This window comes from Thermoleptolyngbya sp. C42_A2020_037 (assembly GCF_015272455.1).
Taxonomy (GTDB): Bacteria; Cyanobacteriota; Cyanobacteriia; order Elainellales; family Elainellaceae; genus Thermoleptolyngbya.
This window is the reverse complement of record NZ_JACYLP010000038.1, coordinates 1-16,501: the sequence shown is the minus strand read 5'-3', so window position 1 is coordinate 16,501 and position 16,501 is coordinate 1. Positions and strand designations below refer to the sequence as shown.

General features: G+C 53.2%; 13 protein-coding genes and 2 pseudogenes. 5 read left to right on the top strand and 10 right to left on the bottom strand.

Translation table 11 applies throughout. The features are described from left to right. Window positions 1-259 precede the first annotated feature (259 nt). The 3 genes from IGS16_RS12595 to IGS16_RS12585 all read left to right on the top strand — a co-directional run bounded on the left by IGS16_RS12595 (window position 260) and on the right by IGS16_RS12585 (window position 3,043). Window positions 260-772 carry a signal peptidase II gene (locus IGS16_RS12595; protein WP_297085910.1) on the top strand — a complete coding sequence of 171 codons (513 nt, stop codon included), beginning with the start codon at window positions 260-262 and terminating at the stop codon, window positions 770-772. A gap of 303 nt (window positions 773-1,075) precedes the next feature. Further along, window positions 1,076-2,323, top strand: a complete 1,248-nt coding sequence (locus IGS16_RS12590) for a YbaY family lipoprotein (RefSeq protein ID WP_297085908.1) — start codon at window positions 1,076-1,078, stop codon at window positions 2,321-2,323. Between the two features lie 216 nt (window positions 2,324-2,539). After that, window positions 2,540-3,043, top strand: a complete 504-nt coding sequence (locus tag IGS16_RS12585; RefSeq protein ID WP_297085906.1) for a MarR family winged helix-turn-helix transcriptional regulator — start codon at window positions 2,540-2,542, stop codon at window positions 3,041-3,043. Window positions 3,044-3,225: 182 nt separating this feature from the next. On the opposite strand, the gene IGS16_RS12580 is transcribed toward IGS16_RS12585, so the two are convergent. The 3 genes from IGS16_RS12580 to IGS16_RS12570 form a co-directional block, all read right to left on the bottom strand. Next, window positions 3,226-3,933 (bottom strand): hypothetical protein, encoded by a 708-nt coding sequence (locus IGS16_RS12580; RefSeq protein ID WP_297085905.1) that lies wholly within the window; start codon window positions 3,931-3,933, stop codon window positions 3,226-3,228. Window positions 3,934-4,045: 112 nt separating this feature from the next. After that, window positions 4,046-4,357, bottom strand: coding sequence for a hypothetical protein (locus IGS16_RS12575; RefSeq protein WP_297085903.1), 312 nt, complete (start codon window positions 4,355-4,357; stop codon window positions 4,046-4,048). Window positions 4,358-4,433: 76 nt separating this feature from the next. Then, window positions 4,434-4,640 carry a hypothetical protein gene (locus IGS16_RS12570; protein WP_297085902.1) on the bottom strand — a complete coding sequence of 69 codons (207 nt, stop codon included), beginning with the start codon at window positions 4,638-4,640 and terminating at the stop codon, window positions 4,434-4,436. A 144-nt stretch (window positions 4,641-4,784) separates the two neighbouring features. On the opposite strand from IGS16_RS12570, the gene IGS16_RS12565 reads away from it, so the two are divergent. Both IGS16_RS12565 and IGS16_RS12560 read left to right on the top strand, forming a co-directional pair. Continuing rightward, window positions 4,785-4,970 (top strand): hypothetical protein, encoded by a 186-nt coding sequence (locus IGS16_RS12565; RefSeq protein WP_297085900.1) that lies wholly within the window; start codon window positions 4,785-4,787, stop codon window positions 4,968-4,970. A gap of 3 nt (window positions 4,971-4,973) precedes the next feature. After that, the gene (locus IGS16_RS12560; RefSeq protein ID WP_297085899.1) at window positions 4,974-5,936 is read left to right on the top strand and encodes an IS1595 family transposase; all 963 of its coding nucleotides are present in this window, start codon (window positions 4,974-4,976) and stop codon (window positions 5,934-5,936) included. A gap of 84 nt (window positions 5,937-6,020) precedes the next feature. On the opposite strand, the gene IGS16_RS12555 is transcribed toward IGS16_RS12560, so the two are convergent. The 7 genes and pseudogenes from IGS16_RS12555 to IGS16_RS12515 form a co-directional block, all read right to left on the bottom strand. Beyond that, window positions 6,021-6,188: a hypothetical protein gene (locus IGS16_RS12555; RefSeq protein ID WP_297085898.1), complete on the bottom strand. Its 168-nt coding sequence runs from the start codon at window positions 6,186-6,188 to the stop codon at window positions 6,021-6,023. A 4-nt stretch (window positions 6,189-6,192) separates the two neighbouring features. Beyond that, a complete protein-coding gene (locus IGS16_RS12550; protein WP_297085897.1) occupies window positions 6,193-8,955 on the bottom strand; it encodes a DNA methyltransferase in 2,763 nt (920 codons plus the stop codon). A 283-nt stretch (window positions 8,956-9,238) separates the two neighbouring features. Next, window positions 9,239-11,875, bottom strand: a pseudogene (locus tag IGS16_RS12545) (Swt1 family HEPN domain-containing protein); the annotation flags it as partial. 131 nt (window positions 11,876-12,006) lie between these two features. Continuing rightward, window positions 12,007-12,357, bottom strand: a complete 351-nt coding sequence (locus IGS16_RS12535; RefSeq protein ID WP_297085896.1) for a type II toxin-antitoxin system PemK/MazF family toxin — start codon at window positions 12,355-12,357, stop codon at window positions 12,007-12,009. After that, the gene (locus tag IGS16_RS12530; protein ID WP_297085895.1) at window positions 12,348-12,563 is read right to left on the bottom strand and encodes a hypothetical protein; all 216 of its coding nucleotides are present in this window, start codon (window positions 12,561-12,563) and stop codon (window positions 12,348-12,350) included. The genes IGS16_RS12535 and IGS16_RS12530 overlap by 10 nt, the downstream gene beginning before the upstream one ends. 89 nt (window positions 12,564-12,652) lie before the next feature. After that, a pseudogene (locus tag IGS16_RS12520) lies at window positions 12,653-15,820 on the bottom strand (DUF1156 domain-containing protein). A 35-nt stretch (window positions 15,821-15,855) separates the two neighbouring features. After that, window positions 15,856-16,230 (bottom strand): GxxExxY protein, encoded by a 375-nt coding sequence (locus IGS16_RS12515; protein WP_297085889.1) that lies wholly within the window; start codon window positions 16,228-16,230, stop codon window positions 15,856-15,858. Window positions 16,231-16,501 lie beyond the last annotated feature (271 nt).

Here is a 16,501-nt window from a genome sequence, read left to right as displayed (position 1 = left end):
ACCTCGCAGCAGGGTATTCCGGCTCTTAAAGTCAATTTTTGTCAGTCAACCAGCAATCTGTCGTCAGCCAGAAATTTCAAACCCCAAACTCGTCTGGATCTAACAAAAAGACTGGGGCAAAAAGACTGGGCAGCATGAAAACTAAAATCAGTGCATCAATCCGCAACCTCGACCTCATGTATTAAAACCATGTATTAAAACCATGAATTAAAACTTATGTATCAATCGACCCTGGCGGAGACTGCGGGCAAAAACGTTTATGACAGAAACTAGGACTAGAAATTGCTGGGTCTGGATCATTGGGCTGGCTGGCGGCGTGCTGGGGTTTCTAATGCAAGTCCTCATACGCAAAGCTTTTGAGGAACAGCTTCTATCCAAAACCCTGCCGCTCATACCGAGAATCTTTCACCTCACTTATCTGAAAAATCCTGGTGCTGCCTTCTCATTTTTTGATTCAAACTTGACTTCCTGGACACTCTGGTTACGACTGATGTTAATGGGAATCATTGCTGTCGCAACACTGCTATTTAGCAGATTTAGGAAAGAGATGATTCTGCCCCTGCAAGTGGGATTGGGACTACTACTAGCCGGGGGAATCAGCAACACCGTCGAGCAAATTTTATACGGCGACATTGCGATCTACTTAGATTGGCGATCGCCCCCGCTTCCTATTTTCAACTTAGCAGATATAGCCGTCAGGCTGGGAAGTTTTGTTACAAACATTTCCATCCTGTATTGGCTGCTTTCAGACCTCATCCGACGCTTTCGCTAGAGTAATTTCTGAAAAAAGATTCGAGGTCAAGCTCGAAAAGCAGCCTTTCCCGATGCCTTCTCGTCTCCCATTCTCCTGAAGGACGCTTTGAATGAAAGGACTGGAAGCCTCGCAGAAGCTCGATTGGCAATCCAAACTCGCCAATCCAAACTCGAAAATTGACATCGCTAGGCGTTGCAAAAACGGAAACTTCTGGTTATCCGCAGAAAATTCCCTGTTATCGTTCAAAAGTGAGTCAATCTTGGTTTGACCTTAGGTTGACCTGTTGATGAATGCCGGGTTACTTAATGTATGGATTTAACGATGAAGAAGACTGTGTTTTCCCGATGGGCGGGTGTGGGGTTGGGCGTGATGCTGCTTGGTCAGGGCGTTGCGGGGGCGCTGCCGAGGGCGAGGCTGGCCCAGGCCGGCGAAGCGTGGTATAACTGCCTGACCCGCGAAGTGTTTACGCCAGAAAAACGGGCCTGGTGCGATCGCCTCAATATCGCCCTCAACGCCAGCTACAGCGTCCCCACCCTGGGCGAACAGCCCCAGATCGGCGTGATTACTTTTGAAAATGGGCAGTTTGAAGATCCCAATCGGCGGCTGAATGCTGTGCTGTCTCGGCAGCAGGGACAAATCGCATTTGGCGACCTGGATGGCAACGGCCAGCAAGATGCCGTGATGATCATGGCAGTGAATACGGGCGGCTCCGGCATTTTCGTTTACCTCGCGCCACTGCTGAACCTGGACGGGGCGATCGAGTCGCCGATGCTAGCGGGGCTGGGCGATCGCATCCAGGTCAACAGCGTCCGCATTCTGGACGACGGGCTAATCAGCGTCAACATGATTATTCAAGGCCCCAACGATCCCCAGTGCTGTCCGACGCAGGAAGTCACGCAGTTTTATCGCGTTATCGACGGTTCCGTAGTGCAAGTGCCGCCCTCTGGGGAAACACTGCCTGCCCCCCCAGGCGCATCGACGCTCCCCGACGGCTCCACGCTTTCCTTCTTCCAAACGCCGGGCTACGCCGTGCGCCTGTTTAGTCGCAATGGCGCGATGCTAATGAATCTGTTCAACCGGCAAACAGGACAATTGACGCTAAATGGCGTTCCCACGACTGCTACGCCTGATGCAAACGGTACAACTTATGCCCACGAAGGCACGCCCTCGGTGCAGGTCTATCGCGGCCACTCAGGAACTCAATCGCTCACGGTAAACGGTATGTTGCAAACGTCATCGCTCGTCACGGGTACGGTTACTTATCTGCCGCGAATCGCCCTGCCACCCAACGCGCTGATCGAAGTATCGCTGGCGGATGTCAGCCGTGCTGACGCACCTGCCCGCATCCTGGCCACGCAAACGATTGAAGCTGGCGGCCGCCAGGTGCCTTTTGCCTTCGAGCTACCCTACGACCCAGCGCAGATCGACAGCCGCTACACCTACGCGGTGCAGGCGCGAATCACAGTAGACGGGCAGTTGCGGTTTATCAACACTACGCGCACCAGCGTTATCACCAACGGCAGCCCCACGCAAGGCGTTGAAATCGTAGTCGATCCAGTGCAGCGTTAGCGCATTGACAATCATTTACAATCAGGGGCGCTGTGCTGTTGATTTTGGATTGGCGATTTGGGATTGGTGATTTGGGGTTGCCAGTCCAGCGTCTGCGGGGCTTCCGGCAATCTCATTTATCGCGCTGCGCCAGGCCGGGTTGCAGGATTTCAGTCCGTCGGTTTTTTCATGCAGGATTGCGGGTTAAGATTCTCAATATCGAGATAAAGTTGCAGGATGGAGCAAGACCGTCTTGATCACATTCTGAGGCAGTGGCAGCGAGAAGCGCCCCAGCTTAATGCCGCGCCGCTGGCCGTGGTAGGGCGCGTGCTGCGAATTGCCCGCCTGCTAGAGAAACACCGAGAAACGGTGCTGGCAGACTATGGGCTAAACGTATGGTCATTTGACGTGCTGGCCACATTACGCCGACAGGGGCCGCCCTACCAGCTCAAGCCGACGGATTTATACAGCCTGCTGATGCTGTCGTCTGGCGCAGTCACCAACCGCATCGATCGGCTAGAGCAAGACGGCATTGTGACACGGCTGCGCGATCCGGGCGATCGCCGGGGTGTGATTGTCCAACTCACCGACAAGGGCATCCAGCTCTCTGATCAGGTGATGCCCGTGCTGTTTGAAAAAGAGCAGGCATTACTGGCGCAGTTTGCCCCAGAGCAGGAGTGCGAAACACTAATTCGGCTCCTGCGGCAGTTGCTTGTCTCGCTAGAGCGATCGCTCTCCTAAAACTCCGGTTTATCGAACAAACTGGCGGATAAAGGACACAATCGAGTCGATGTCGATATAGTCGATATAGATGTAGATAGGGTAGATAGACGTGGATAGATGTAGGGCGATCGCCAAACTAGGACGACAGATAGATTTGTCGTGGCAGTTTGAAGGATTGACATCACTAGCTCAGCGCTCAGCTACTCTGCTTCAAACTCATAGCTGGTAAACTTCAGCGTGCGACAATTTTCCGTAACTGTGCGAGTCACTTCATCTGTGGCCCCTTCTGGAAAATTCGCTTCTACTTCGAGTGTGATTTTGACCTGCGCTCCATTCAAAGCAGCCAGATGGCGAATGACTTCATCGGCGATCGCTGAGACATCTCGATTGATCCGCAGGGGGGCAAGCTGCACACTTCCGTAAAACCTGCTCGTTTTGGGAGTAAGTGGGAAAGGGCTTGGTTCGGGCTTGGGTGGAGAGATTCCGCCAACTGGCCCATCTGGTTCAAGCGGAATTGGTTTTGGTTCAGGAGGCTGCACCTCATCCAACTGCTTTTGGGCAATCTCTGGCTTCACGAGTAAGCTTTGGAAGCTAATGGTGGGGGTAATGCCTGTGGCAATGCTCAGCCCGAGATATTTACCCTTGGTTTCGTCGAATCCTTCGGCGTAGGCAAAACTGTCTGCCCAAGCGGTTGAGGCGACGCCGTTGCGAACGGACTCTAGCAAGACAGACGTATCTTTTAGGCGCGGTAGGTATGGGTATTGGGTCAAATAGTTCCATAGGCGCTTCAGGTCGATGTGATTGGCCTCGCGCCAAAGCAAGGGGTCTAGCGCTTCGAGCCGCAGATTGGTGGGCGCATAGGTTGTCAGCAAGTCTTGTTCGTTGATCGCTTTGCGGCTGGCCTGCAAAATGGGAAAGTCTTGGCCCTGTAGCCGAGCTTCCTTCCATTCAATGGTATTTATATACCTAACACACCAAACTGAGGCGAGTATCTTTTTCCGCTTCTACAAATAATTGCTCTCAATTCTCCCTTGGGTCAATTCGTCCAATTCCAAGCTCCCTCAAAACAGGCTTAATACTATCGGAAGAAACGCCACAATAGCGATATTGCCGATGGCGCAAATCAGCTAAATAGAAGCCCTGTTTGCCTTGATTCAGTCGAGACAATTGGGCAAGCATCTCTTCTTTGGATACGCCATAGAGCAGCTCAAGATCCTGAAAATTGACCGCCAACCGCTTGTAAAACAGAGTTCCGGTTTTAATCAACCATCCATTGGGTTTTCGTTCCACAATGCGGATGTAGTCCGGGTGAATAATGGCTGAATCAGACATTTGGATTCTCCATGTGGACAACACTAGAATAAAGCAGGAACCCCCAAGGTGGGCTTGGGGGCTGTCTAGCTAGGTGCTAGTTAGGGTTTGGGGAGTCATCCGAGTCATCCAGTTCAGATGATGGATCGAGAATGAATTCCCCATCCTCTTGATCTGGGTCGGTTTTCCACCAACCAATCGGCTCGACATCCTCTTCCGAAGCAAAGACAGGCTCGAAGACCGTCATATCGTTGGGGTCGATATCGGGTTTCTTGCCATTGCCTTTTTCTCCAGATTGGGTCATGTATCTCACCTCCTGATGAGGGGTAGAATTTGTGTCCCTCATGCTCTTATTATGTCATGATAACTATCATGAACAGTTCGGTGAATGCACTAATTTTTATCATGATAGTTATGGTTATGATGAGGGCATGGATGAGGATGATGTATGCCGAGACGAAAGCTAGAGCGCCGAAAAAGTGAATACATTCAGGTGGCGATTGAACCGGATGAAAAGGCTGCTTTTGATGCCTGGTGTGCAGCGAACAGCACGACCATGAGTGATGTGATCCGCAAAGAAATCGCAGGCTATATCGCGAAAGGCAAAAAACTGATGGAAGCGGCGGAGGGCTAGATCATGAGCGATGTGCTGCAATCCATCAAGACGCTGCAAGAAGCGATTCAGTATTTTGCTGATCCTGATAACTGCCTTCAGTATGTTGCTCAAAAGCGGTGGGGGAATTCCCCAATTTGCCCTCACTGCGGATCAGATCGCGTTGGGTTCATCACGACCCGTCGGGTATGGAAATGCAAGCATCGCGATTGTCGTAAGCAGTTTTCCGTGAAGGTTGGCACCATCATGGAGGATAGCCCGTTGGGGTTGGATAAGTGGCTGGCTGCCATCTGGCTGATCGTCAATGCCAAAAATGGAATCAGCTCTTGTGAGATCGCAAGGTCGCTAGGCATCACCCAAAAGACCGCATGGTTTTTGCTGCATCGGATTCGACTGGCGATGCAGACCGGAACGTTTGAGAAACTGTCGGGTGAAGTTGAAGCGGATGAAACCTACGTGGGTGGCAAAGCTGAGAACATGCATGAAGCGAAGCGCAAGCAAAAGATCCGAGGGCGTGGGACATCTGGTAAGGCAATCGTGCTGGGGTTGATTGAACGGGGCGGAAACGTTGTCGCGAAGGTCATTCCTGACACCAGCCGGGAAACGCTACACCGTGAGGTGAAAGAAGCGGTTTCACCCGTCACGGAAGGGTCTGTGAAGGACTACATCACGCATCTCTACACCGATGGTCATTCGGGCTATCAGGGTTTAGACGAGCAATATATCCATCGGATCGTTGACCATGCGATTGAGTATGTCCGGGGCAACGTCAGCACCAATCGGATTGAGAATTTCTGGACACTGCTGAAACGCAGCCTCAAGGGAACCTACGTCGCGGTTGAGCCAGAGCATTTGTTCCGCTATGTCGAAGAACAGGTGTTTCGGTTCAACAATCGTAAGGCGAAGGATGGAGAGCGCTTCAACAAAGCACTAGAAGGCATCCAGGGTCGCCGCATCACCTACCGGAAGCTCATCCGCAAAGCGTAGGGCATAGCCCCCTCTAGATCCCCGCGACACTGGCGATCAGCACATTGATCGCCAGTGTCGTGACCGCCAGCATCAGCAAAACAATTAGGGCTTCGGCTGATCCGACTCAGGCTTCATCCGCCTCCGCTCCGCCTCCAGTTCCCTCACCTCCTGGATCGGCACCCGAAAGAGCCGCCCCACCGCCTGGTCAAACCGGACAACGCTTTCAGACGAATCCACCGCCTTGGCCACTTTTCGCTTCTTACGAGCCATATCGTCACGCCACCGCAATGCTGCTGGCCCCATTGTAAGGGGTCTGCACAGACGAGCAAAGCGTGGCGGGTGCCCACGCGCCCACAACCGCCTCCCCATCGCGCTCCCTAGCGGCTAGCTCCAGATTCAGCGACAGCAACCCCGCCAACACCTCATCTGTCCGCCCAAACCCATAGGCTTGCATCACGAGGGCATCTAGCTTGCGATGCAGGCAACATAGCTTGCTGCCGGGTTCCTCAAAAAATGCGTTGTAGAGCTTCGTGATGCCCCATTGATGCTTGTCCATCTGCTTGGTTCGATAGTCATGCAGCTCCGTCATAACGCTGCGGATCTTACTCACAATTGATGGAGCCAGCGATTGAGGAAACGGAAACGTTTCAAAACAGGTGTTGTGCGTGTAGGCAATGTCAGCCTTGAGGGTCGATTTTTGGCTGTGCATCCAGGCGCGGTGAACGCTAGAGGTCAAGATTCCCAAAACGTAGAGATCTTTGGATGCAACCACGACTGATTTGTCTCCAGCTAACCAATTCTTATTGAAGTGGATGAATATCGCCCATTTAGAAACTCGTGGAACTGCATAAGAGTAATCTAAATTCGCCAAAGCCTTTCGCATTTTGGGAGCATTTTCGCCCAACTTCCACCAATTCTCTTTTCTCACAGGTCTACGATTCTGCTGCCGTTCCGGCTTCACATACCGCTTCACATGCTCGAAGGGCAACCGATATTCACTCGCCTCCTCAATCGCCATATCGTTAAAGTCAATGATCCACCGTTCCGGTACGCCATGCGGGTTTTGTGCCAGGTTTGCCCCCATGGAAAATCGCTTCAAAACGTCGCCGTTGGTGGCATCTTGCTTGATCCAGTCTATCGCCTGCTGTGCCGTTACCAAAAAGCCCTTCCCCACCGGAATGACTCCCTGGAAGCAAGTGTCTAGATTTGCTTTCAGCCGCGCCGCTTTCGTCGTGTCTACCGTGGACTTGAGGGATGAGTTGATGGATGGAACGGTTTCGTGATCCAGCCGATAGCGCTTGGGCGGCTGTTTGCTCCAGTTCACAATGCTGACGTGGACGTTGGACTCGCCTGACCACGGCTGGGATGAGACAGCCGTGTGGATGTGACCGCCCCGCGCCGTGATGTAATCCAGCGCCGCCACCCGGCTCTTCCCTTGACCAATGGAGTTGGTCGCGACCAATCCCGCCCGCCCGTCTGGCGCTAAATTGTCGTGTGCCTTGCGAAACCAATAGGCGCAGAAATCAACCGAATCTTTAACATCTGGAAATTGCCCGAATACACGGTCGATGTATTGATCTCCAAGGGTGGTTCGCAGATGTTTTCCACCCAAAAACGGCGGATTTCCAATAATAGCGTCTGCCTTGATCCACTCCTCAAACAGCGCATCCTGGCAGACGATGTTGTTGTCCAGGCTGTCGAGCGGTAGCGCAGGTTCAATCAGCTCCAAATGGTCGATCGCGATCTTGCGGGCGATCATCATGGTGACTCGTGCCAGCTCTACGGCAAATGGGTTGATGTCCATCCCGTAGAATTGGTTTGGCGTTACGAAGCTGATGGAAAGCTGCTTATCGTCAGCCGTTTGGTAGCGACTGAGCTTGTCCAATAGCCGCAGTTCTATTTTCTTAAGTTCCTGATACGCCACATACAGGAAGTTTCCCGCCCCACAGGCGGCATCCAGCACTTTGTAATCTCTCAGCTTGCGATGCAGGATGTTTAGCTCTTTTTTGGTGTTGGCTTCAGCAATCAGGTCTTCCCACGGTTCCGTGATGGTCGGGATGACGATTTGCCGGATGTCAGCTTCGGAGGTGAAATGCACCCCGTGGGCATGGCGTTTTACCGGGTCAATCGCAGACTCAAAGATGCTGCCAAAGATGGAAGGACGAACCAGATCCCATCGTTGTTTGGCGCAGTCTTCCAAAAGCTTGAGATCTTCTGGACTAAACTCAATCGGGTGGATTTTGGCGAATAGTCCACCGTTGAAATAGTCAACGCCACGATAGCGACCCGCCGGAACGATGCCCCGCTGGTTCATCGCGTTGAACAAGCCACCCAGGATGTCGTAGGAACTGCCTTTGCGCTGGATGCAGTCCTCTAGGCACGAAACAAACATGTCGCGAGGCAATAAGCCCCGGTCTTCAGCAAACATCGCCAAGACACACTGCAACACAAACCGCTGGGCTGCCTGTTCATCAAAGTCAAGATGGTTTGTCTTTTTGGCTCTATCGCTCAGGTCTCGGTAGAGTTGCCCCATCAGTTGAGCGTTGCGCTCTGTGATCTCGACCTGATTGTTTTGAAAGACAGGCGGCTTCTCATCTGGATACATGAAGCCAAAGGCACTTGCCCGATTGGGCAATTCCTCTAGCCTGACGACATCAACCGGAGCATCAACTTGGTTGTTGAAGTCAAAGATCCAGAACTCATCAAAGTTGCTCAGGATTGAGTATTTGGGTTTTGGCGCAAGCCTCATCCAGTAGCGTTCAAGCTGGTCATAGTGTTGCTTGAGGTTCGCGCCCCTAGATTTCATCTCAACCAATAGGCGCGGCTTCCATACGAGATCCGCATAGCCCTTGTGCCCTTTTTCGCCGCCACGGTCTACCCGATATTCAAACTCTGCCCCGGCATGTTTGGCACTTTCGTATCCAAAGGCTCTAAAGAATTCGTTTAGAAACGATTGGGATTCACTTTTCTCATCACCCTGAGCAAAGTGTTGTTTGCAGCAAGAAACAAAGGTCGCGAGTCGGGGTTCGTTTGACACGGGAATCGCTCTCGTGAGGTTGGAGGCGATCGCCTTTACTTTGATTAGATCTGCTAAAACTTTGCTGTATAAGGATTTTGGCGGATCTAAAATGAATTTTGAAATGAAGGCGATCGCTTACTCAAGATTCCCGATTCACTAAAGTTGAAAACAGAAATATGCTGTAAATTCATCAAAATATCAAACAAAGTTGATAGATGGTACACGAGTTCTATAAATTTAATGCGCCTAGAAAGAAATAAGTTTGGTGCGTCAGGTATATAAATACCCATTCAATGGGGCCTTGGGCCTCTGGCTGATGGGGCACCAAGAGCCATTGATAGGTTTCTCGCAAACTGACGGCAACGGCTTCTTTGGCCTGGCTTAGTTTTGATTCAGCCTGTCGGGTTTGGGCAGGGTCGAGGTTGAGGGACTCTTTTTCCTGCACGATGGCGTTCCAAGCAAGGTATTGGGCTGTGCTCCGTTCTAGGGTTTCAATCTTAGCCTTGTCGGGAGCAAGGAAGAGGAGGGTGTTTTTGTAATACCGAGGACCGCTGCCCCGATGCGCTAGGGCATCTTCAACCCACTGACGGGCGGGGCTGTCGGGGCTGCCTTTGCTGTGGGGATGCTGAGGATGCAGCACCACCAACCGCACGCCTTGGTCTGGGTCGTCGGGAATATCGGCGGTGGAGTCGGGGGCGACGTGGACTGCGCTAAATTCGCCACGATTTTTGTCAGCTTTGAGGCGCTGGATGATTTCTGCCCAAACCGGATCGCGATCGCCCAGCAATTGCTCTGCTCGCTCTAGCGCCGTGCGGTTGATATTGGGCTGGGTGGAAATCCAGTAGCGCTTGCTCTCATCAACATACAGGTAGGTGGCGCGATCGGTGAGGTAGCGGAGGGCATCGCCAAACACAGCTGGAGTTTCACCCGGTTGCACGCAGCCTAGCTTAATGCGGCGATCGTCAATGCCTCGGTTGGCTGCTCGCAGGGTAGGCGCAGACCCCATGTAGATGGTGCGGGCCACGCGGCGACAGGCAGAATAGCGACCCAGGTTGGGAAACTGGCGATCGAGGGCGAGGGGCAAGGAGTTGGCCCCGTCTACATCTTTATCGATGACGGGCTGCCAGTGGTCATCGAGATAGCGCGTTAGTTCCGACTGCACTTGCAGATCATCCATCGGGATGTGGGCCGGCAGGATGATGAGGCTCTGGTCATGGCGTTCCCAGAGGCAGTGGATGACCTTGGCCATCAGGCGCAGCACGCCACGGGTGCGCTGGAATTTGTCGAGGGTAGACCAGTCTCCATAGAGACGATCGAACAGTTCGGGGTGGATGGGATAGGCAGCTTTTAGGCGTCGTTCATAGTCTGATTCTTTGCATTCGCTAGGAAACTCTTGGCTCTGGGTGCGATACAGATCCATGCAGGCTTTGACCACGGCATCTCGTTGCACGTAGAGGCCAGGGTCGATGATGGGTTGAAACAAGCGTCGTCGTACAATTTCAAAACTCTCTTCGGCACTTGCAGGCCGCCAAGGCGACTCCACCCGACCGATCGCATTTTTGAGCCGATCGAGGGCTTCTTTGCCGCGATCGCCCCCAATTTCGATATCCGACGAGGGAATACTGACCACCAGCAGCGTGTCTTTGGCATTCTTAGCCGATTCGCTCAGGGTTTGAGCAAAGGTAAACTGCGTATCAAAGCTGCCCCCAGCCAAGTCGCTGGTTTCGTGCAACTGGCGGGCGTAGGACACCCATTCGTCGATCAGAATCAAGCAGGGCGAATACTGGTTAAACAGGGTCTTCAGGGCATCGCCTGGATTTGTTGAAGTTTCGTCGGCGGAGCGAATGAGTTCATAGCCTTCGGCACCGCCCAGTTGCCAGGCCAGTTCACCCCAGAGAGTATTGATTTTGGGGCGGCCTTGGCTGAGGTGTTCCGACTTGTAGGGCACGATGCCGCTGGGCTGGAGCTTGTTGCCCACCAACACGGCTACGCTCACGTTTTGGGGAAGCGCACCGATGCCCGCAGCCTGAAAAACGGGTTCCATCCCCGGCAGGTCGCTGACTTTCAGTGCTTGGCACAAGTGGTAGAGGGCGAGCATGGCGTGGGTTTTGCCCCCACCGAAGTTGGTTTGTAGCTCAATCACTGGGTCGCCGCCTTTGCCGCTAAGGCGCAGCAGCGCATTTTTGAGCAATTGCTGCAACCCATCCGTCAGGAAGGTGCGGCGATAGAACTCACTGGGGTCGCGGTATTCGTCGGAGCCTTCGTCGAGATATACCTGCCACAGGTCGGCGGCAAATTCGGCTTGTTGGAACTGCCCTGAGGCCACATCGGGGTGGGGAGTGACGATTTCGCGCCAGGGCTTGAGTCCTGCTTGGGGTTGGCCTTCTGTCGGCGCTACCGTGACGCGACGGGTTTCGCGACGAGCCTGTTCTTCAAAGCGGATGCGGAGGAGTTCTTGCTTTTGCTTTTCGACTTCGGCGGCTTCAGGAGCGGCGATCGCCGTCAATAGACGAGCAACGCTATCGAGGGCGCGGTAGGCATCATCGCTAGAAAAGCTGGTGTTGTGTGCCCATTCATTACGGGTTTCGCGCAGCTCGCTTACCAGCGTGCGCTCTGCTCTTCCCAGCGTTTGCTTAAAAACGTCATTCCACTTTTCCCACAGGACGATCAGCAGCGCAGAAACGTCATCCTGAAGGACAGCTTGGGCACTTTTGGATTTCACATAGCTTTCGGGGAGACAGGCTGAAGCCGCCAGAGACCAGCGATCGCCATGAATTAGGGATCATTTTTATGTCCCTTAATAGGCTACTAATACTGAAGCCGCCAGAGACCAGCGATCGCCATGAATGGCTTTCATCTCTCGTTCCACAAAGGGATACAAGCCCTGCCGGAGCAGATTCAGGGCACGACCGACTCGTTCGTGATTGCTAATGGCCATAGGTGATCTTGTGTAGAGTGTGAGGGATATCTAGTGTGGGGGATATTTTTAGGCTTCTTCGTGAGATTTCTGCGTGTGCTTGGGTCTTTGTTGGGAAGAGGAAGCGCAAATGATACCAAGAGGCAGAAGGCTCACAAGTCAAGGCGAAAGGCTCGGATGAAGATTTGGTTCAGATGGTTTATCTGGCGTGCACCCAACTGACCTAAGCGTCGCTGTAGCAGACGGCGCTCCAAGGTAACGATTCGAGTCACTCTGATTTTGGAGGTCACTTTAAGCCCGGTTTGAGCAAATTCTGGGTCGCTTGTTTCAAGTAACAATTCGTCTGGCGTAGTGCGTTCTAGATTTTGCGAGGAGATGAAGCATACGGTGATATCTTGCCCTTGAGGATCTGCCCAAAGAACGACAGCAGGTCGGAGTTTCGTTTGGCTGAGGTCAGTGAAGGGAAACGGAACCAGAACAATGTCCCCTTTACTCAAAGACATGGAATGGGTTCTCCATCCTCTAAGGTGTAGAGGTCAGGTTCGCTGTTGAGAAAATCGAAGCTACTGCCTCTGAGAGCAAGGGTGAGGATATCTAAAGTAGACGGGTAGGCGCAGTCAAAGAACAGTTTCTCCGTCAACGCAGCTTGCTCTTCAGGCGATAGAGAACGAATCACCTGAATAATGGAATCAACTAACTGGGTGTTCATAGGCTGGATTCCTCTCCATGTCTTTGTATTCTCTGGATCTTTATGTTTTCCTGCACCCTAGATGTTTTCCTGCACCCTAGTGGCCAGACCTACAGCAGTTGGGTTTGCACGGGGTCGCTGGCGTGTAGGGCTGAGGCGAGGCGGCTGATTTCGGGCCAGGCCACCACGAGACTATTGTAGGCGACGGCTTCTTGGCTCCAGCCCTTGCGATCGCACAGGCTATAGAGCCGATAGGCGAGGTCGCGGCACACGGTTACATCGTCGCCCTGGGTTGCCGAGAGGGTCGCCAACAGCGCTGCTGCACCCTGTTCCCCCTCGTTGGTCAGTGCCCGAATCAGGTATTGCATCATCTCCCAGTGGGGCATTCGTTGATCGGTGGTGGGGTTCCAGTCGGGGGGCAACTCCTCGCGTTTGAGCAGCCGCACCTTGCCCGCCTTGGCTTCTAGAATGCCCGCCTCCACCATGCCGCTCACACTTGTATTGCGGGCTTTGCTGAGGGTTTCGGCGGTGCCATAGTCGCCGGGGTGAAACTGGTGCTGCTCGAACCAGGTGAGTGCCCAACGGGTGTCGTTGTCAAATTCACCTTCTTGTTCGGTGAGGTATTCATCGAGGATTTGGTTAATCAATTGCAGCGCCGTGCGAACGGGCAGGGCCGTCCCATCGCTCTCCAAGATTGCCGCATAGCGAGAATAGACCATCATACCGGGGCCAATGCTGGCTTGGGCAAGGTCTACGGGGGCAATGTTGCCCTGCTGCAAGAGTTTAAGCGCCGCTGGCAGTTCGCGTTTGAGTTCGCTGAGGAATTGGCGACGGGTGATTTTGGGCGCGTTGCTGGGGCGGGGGCGGCAGACGAGGACGATGGAGGAAGCGAGGGCATTGGTGCCAGATGCAACCATGCGATTACTCAGTTCACTGCGCATTTTAGATGTAGCGGATGACGATTTTCAGGTCAGGGATGCAACCATGCGATTACTCAGTTCACTGTGCATAGGCCAGGTGCCATCAATAGTGAAATCAGCTTTGATTAAGCCTTCCAGCATAGTTTCCCATCCGGTCGAAGCGATGGATTCTTCACTTTTGCCTTTTTGATCTGTTTCTGCTTGTTTGAAGGCGTAGTAAACCGTTAGTGGATAATCGGCATGGGAGATTTCGTGCATTCGATTGAAGGCTTTGCCGAGTCCTTCTTCAAAGAATGCTTGAGCTTTTTGTTTGCTGCCATCGAAGCGATAGGGTGTGGCAACGAGTTCTTGAGCTTTGGGGACTAGGAGTGTGCTGAAAATATCGGGATAGACAGAGCCAAGGGATCGCCGCAGCCAGACATAGAAAAAATCTGCTAAGTCTGCGTAACCGATGTTGTCGTAATAGGGCGGGTCGGTGGAGATGAGTTTGGGGGTGGTGTCGTTGGGGTGAGGGGCGGTTGCGTCATGTTGGGTGACTTTTGAGTAGGCGTGTGGATGGGCTATTTCCAGGACTTTGACAACCCATTCAATGGCACCGTTAAAGTTGCCTGTTGAATCACTCATTGGATTAGCTTCGGCAAAATCCCAAGTCATTGGGATAGCTTGCCTGCCAAACGTATTCCGAACTTTTACGTATCCAACATCCCAGCTACAAATTGTTGAGCATCTATCTGCTAGTCGATCGACAGCAAACGCCAGATAAGTCGCGATCGCATCTCCATAAGCCCTAGCCCCGGTTCCGCCCTCATGCAAGGGCACATTGTCATCCGGTAAGCCAGCGGCAATAGCATCCTGAGTCGCCTTTTCCCGTGCTTCCTCCACCAAATCGCTGAAGGTGGTGAGGGCCACCAATTGACGCGGCGTGAAGAGATGATGAAAGTGAGTTAATCCATAAAGCGGGGTAAACATTGAGCGGCGGTCGTCACCAATCTGACCATCGGGATACCAGGTTGGTTCTGCACTTCTAGCAATTTCTTCTTGTTCAGGTGTGGGTGATAAATAGATTCTGCCGTTTTTGCCTTCAGCGACGATCGCCATCAGCTGAGCACCCATTCGACCAGCCATGCCTTCCGCTTTGATGTGCTTATCGCCTGCTGGCTGTCCACAGGCTAGGCAATTAAAAGTCGCACCTCGTCCTGTCTTGGGTGGATCTGGTGCTTTGCCCTGGCCTGATTTGACGACGAACCGGATTTTGGGAACCACAGAGGCACGGAGTTCACGGAGAGATTCCTCTGTGTCCTCTGTGTCTCCGTGGTTCATTCTCACCACAGAGGCACGGAGTTCACGGAGAGATCCCTCTGTGTCTCTGTGGTTTATCACCTCCGGCTCCACCCAAGCCTCCTTCCCCTTCTTCGTCGAAAGCTGGAAACTCCGCACCAACGGCATCTGGCAGCCACAGGCCGGGTTTGGGCATTTGACCGTTCTTGCCCACAACCACGCAATCACCGTCGCCTCTGTGCCCTCCGTGTCTCCGTGGTTTTTATTCACCACAGAGGCACGGAGTTCAGGGAGATTCTCCTCTGTGCCCTCCGTGTCTCCGTGGTTCATTCTCACCTTCGGATACAAATGCCCAATCCGCTCAAATGCCCGCTCCCGCATCCATTGCCCATAAAACCGCACATCTGCCGCCAGTCCTTGCGCCCCTCGCCAGGATGAAATATTTTTCTTCGCCCGATCCTCTGGATTCACTGGCACCTGATCCTTAAACCTTGGCGGAATCTCAATCAATGCCTTATTAATCAGCACCGCCACCGGATTCAAATCGCTGGCATGGGCTTCTAGCCCCAAGCGCTGCGCCTCCAACGGAATCGAACCGCCCCCGGCAAACGGGTCATACACGGGTGGCGCATACTTGGCAATATAGGCCCGCACGGCATCTGGCTTTGTGGGTGGCTCCTCGCCCCGTTCCCACGCCAAACACCGGGCAATCTCCCGTTGGGCTGCTTCTAGTACGCCAGAGTTGGGATCATTCACGTCATCCCACGACACCAGCCCTCGGACAACCTGCTTCTGATTCCCTTTCTTATCCGTTTCCGTCTCAATCCGTCCCAAAATATTGAATAGCCGCTGCCGTTCCTGCTTTTGGTCTGCCTCCGTCGGAAACTTGTCGGGCCAGCTACTCGGATCATCCACCAACGATGCCCATAGGACGGCGCGACAGGCGGCTAGGGGGCGGCGTGCCCACCACAGATGGAGGGTGCTGGGGTGCCCATGGCGGATGGATTTTTCGCGGGCCGATTCGAGGTTGATGGCTTCTAGGGGCAGGGCGACTTCGATGAGTTTTTTGCGATGGGGCATAGAGGGAACCACAGAGACACAGAGGACACGGAGGGTTAGCCGTTGAGGAGGCGTTTGATGCCGTCTTTCAGGGTGGGGACGTTGAAGTTGATCAGGAGGCCAAGGCGGAGTTGACGCAGTTTGAGGTAGGTCAAAAGCTGAGCTTCGTGGATGGGTAAAAGGGTTTCAACGGCTTTTAATTCTACGATGACCCGATTCTCCACCAGGAGATCTAAACGGTAACCACACTCTAACTGTAATCCTTTGTAAAAAACGGGTTGCGGGATTTGTTGCTCAATCTGAACCCCCCGCTGTCGCAATTCATGCACCAAACACGCTTCATACGCTGATTCCAGTAACCCTGGCCCCAACTCCCGATGAACGGCGATCGCTGCCCCAATCACCTGTCCCGATATTTCATCCAACTCCATCTCCATGTCCTCCGTGCTTCCGTGGTTTACTTCCAGAATTCACCACAGAGGCACCGAGATCACAGAGTTTTTCCTCCGTGTGCTCCGTGCCTCCGTGGTTTACTCCTAGAATTCACCACAGAGACACAGAGATCACAGAGGTTTTTTCTCCGTGCCCTCCGTGCCTCCGTGGTTTACTTCCAGAATTCACCACAGAGACACAGAGATCACAGAGGTTTTTTCTCCGTGCCCTCCGTGCCTCCGTGGTTTACTTCCAGAATTCACCACAGAG

Coding starts and splice junctions, on each gene's coding strand:
- IGS16_RS12595 (WP_297085910.1), top strand. CDS start 260: ATGACAGAAACTAGGACTAGAAATTGCTGGGTCTGGATCATTGGGCTG.
- IGS16_RS12590 (WP_297085908.1), top strand. CDS start 1,076: ATGAAGAAGACTGTGTTTTCCCGATGGGCGGGTGTGGGGTTGGGCGTG.
- IGS16_RS12585 (WP_297085906.1), top strand. CDS start 2,540: ATGGAGCAAGACCGTCTTGATCACATTCTGAGGCAGTGGCAGCGAGAA.
- IGS16_RS12575 (WP_297085903.1), bottom strand. CDS start 4,357: ATGTCTGATTCAGCCATTATTCACCCGGACTACATCCGCATTGTGGAA.
- IGS16_RS12570 (WP_297085902.1), bottom strand. CDS start 4,640: ATGACCCAATCTGGAGAAAAAGGCAATGGCAAGAAACCCGATATCGAC.
- IGS16_RS12565 (WP_297085900.1), top strand. CDS start 4,785: ATGCCGAGACGAAAGCTAGAGCGCCGAAAAAGTGAATACATTCAGGTG.
- IGS16_RS12560 (WP_297085899.1), top strand. CDS start 4,974: ATGAGCGATGTGCTGCAATCCATCAAGACGCTGCAAGAAGCGATTCAG.
- IGS16_RS12555 (WP_297085898.1), bottom strand. CDS start 6,188: ATGGCTCGTAAGAAGCGAAAAGTGGCCAAGGCGGTGGATTCGTCTGAA.
- IGS16_RS12535 (WP_297085896.1), bottom strand. CDS start 12,357: ATGTCTTTGAGTAAAGGGGACATTGTTCTGGTTCCGTTTCCCTTCACT.
- IGS16_RS12530 (WP_297085895.1), bottom strand. CDS start 12,563: ATGAACACCCAGTTAGTTGATTCCATTATTCAGGTGATTCGTTCTCTA.
- IGS16_RS12515 (WP_297085889.1), bottom strand. CDS start 16,230: ATGGAGTTGGATGAAATATCGGGACAGGTGATTGGGGCAGCGATCGCC.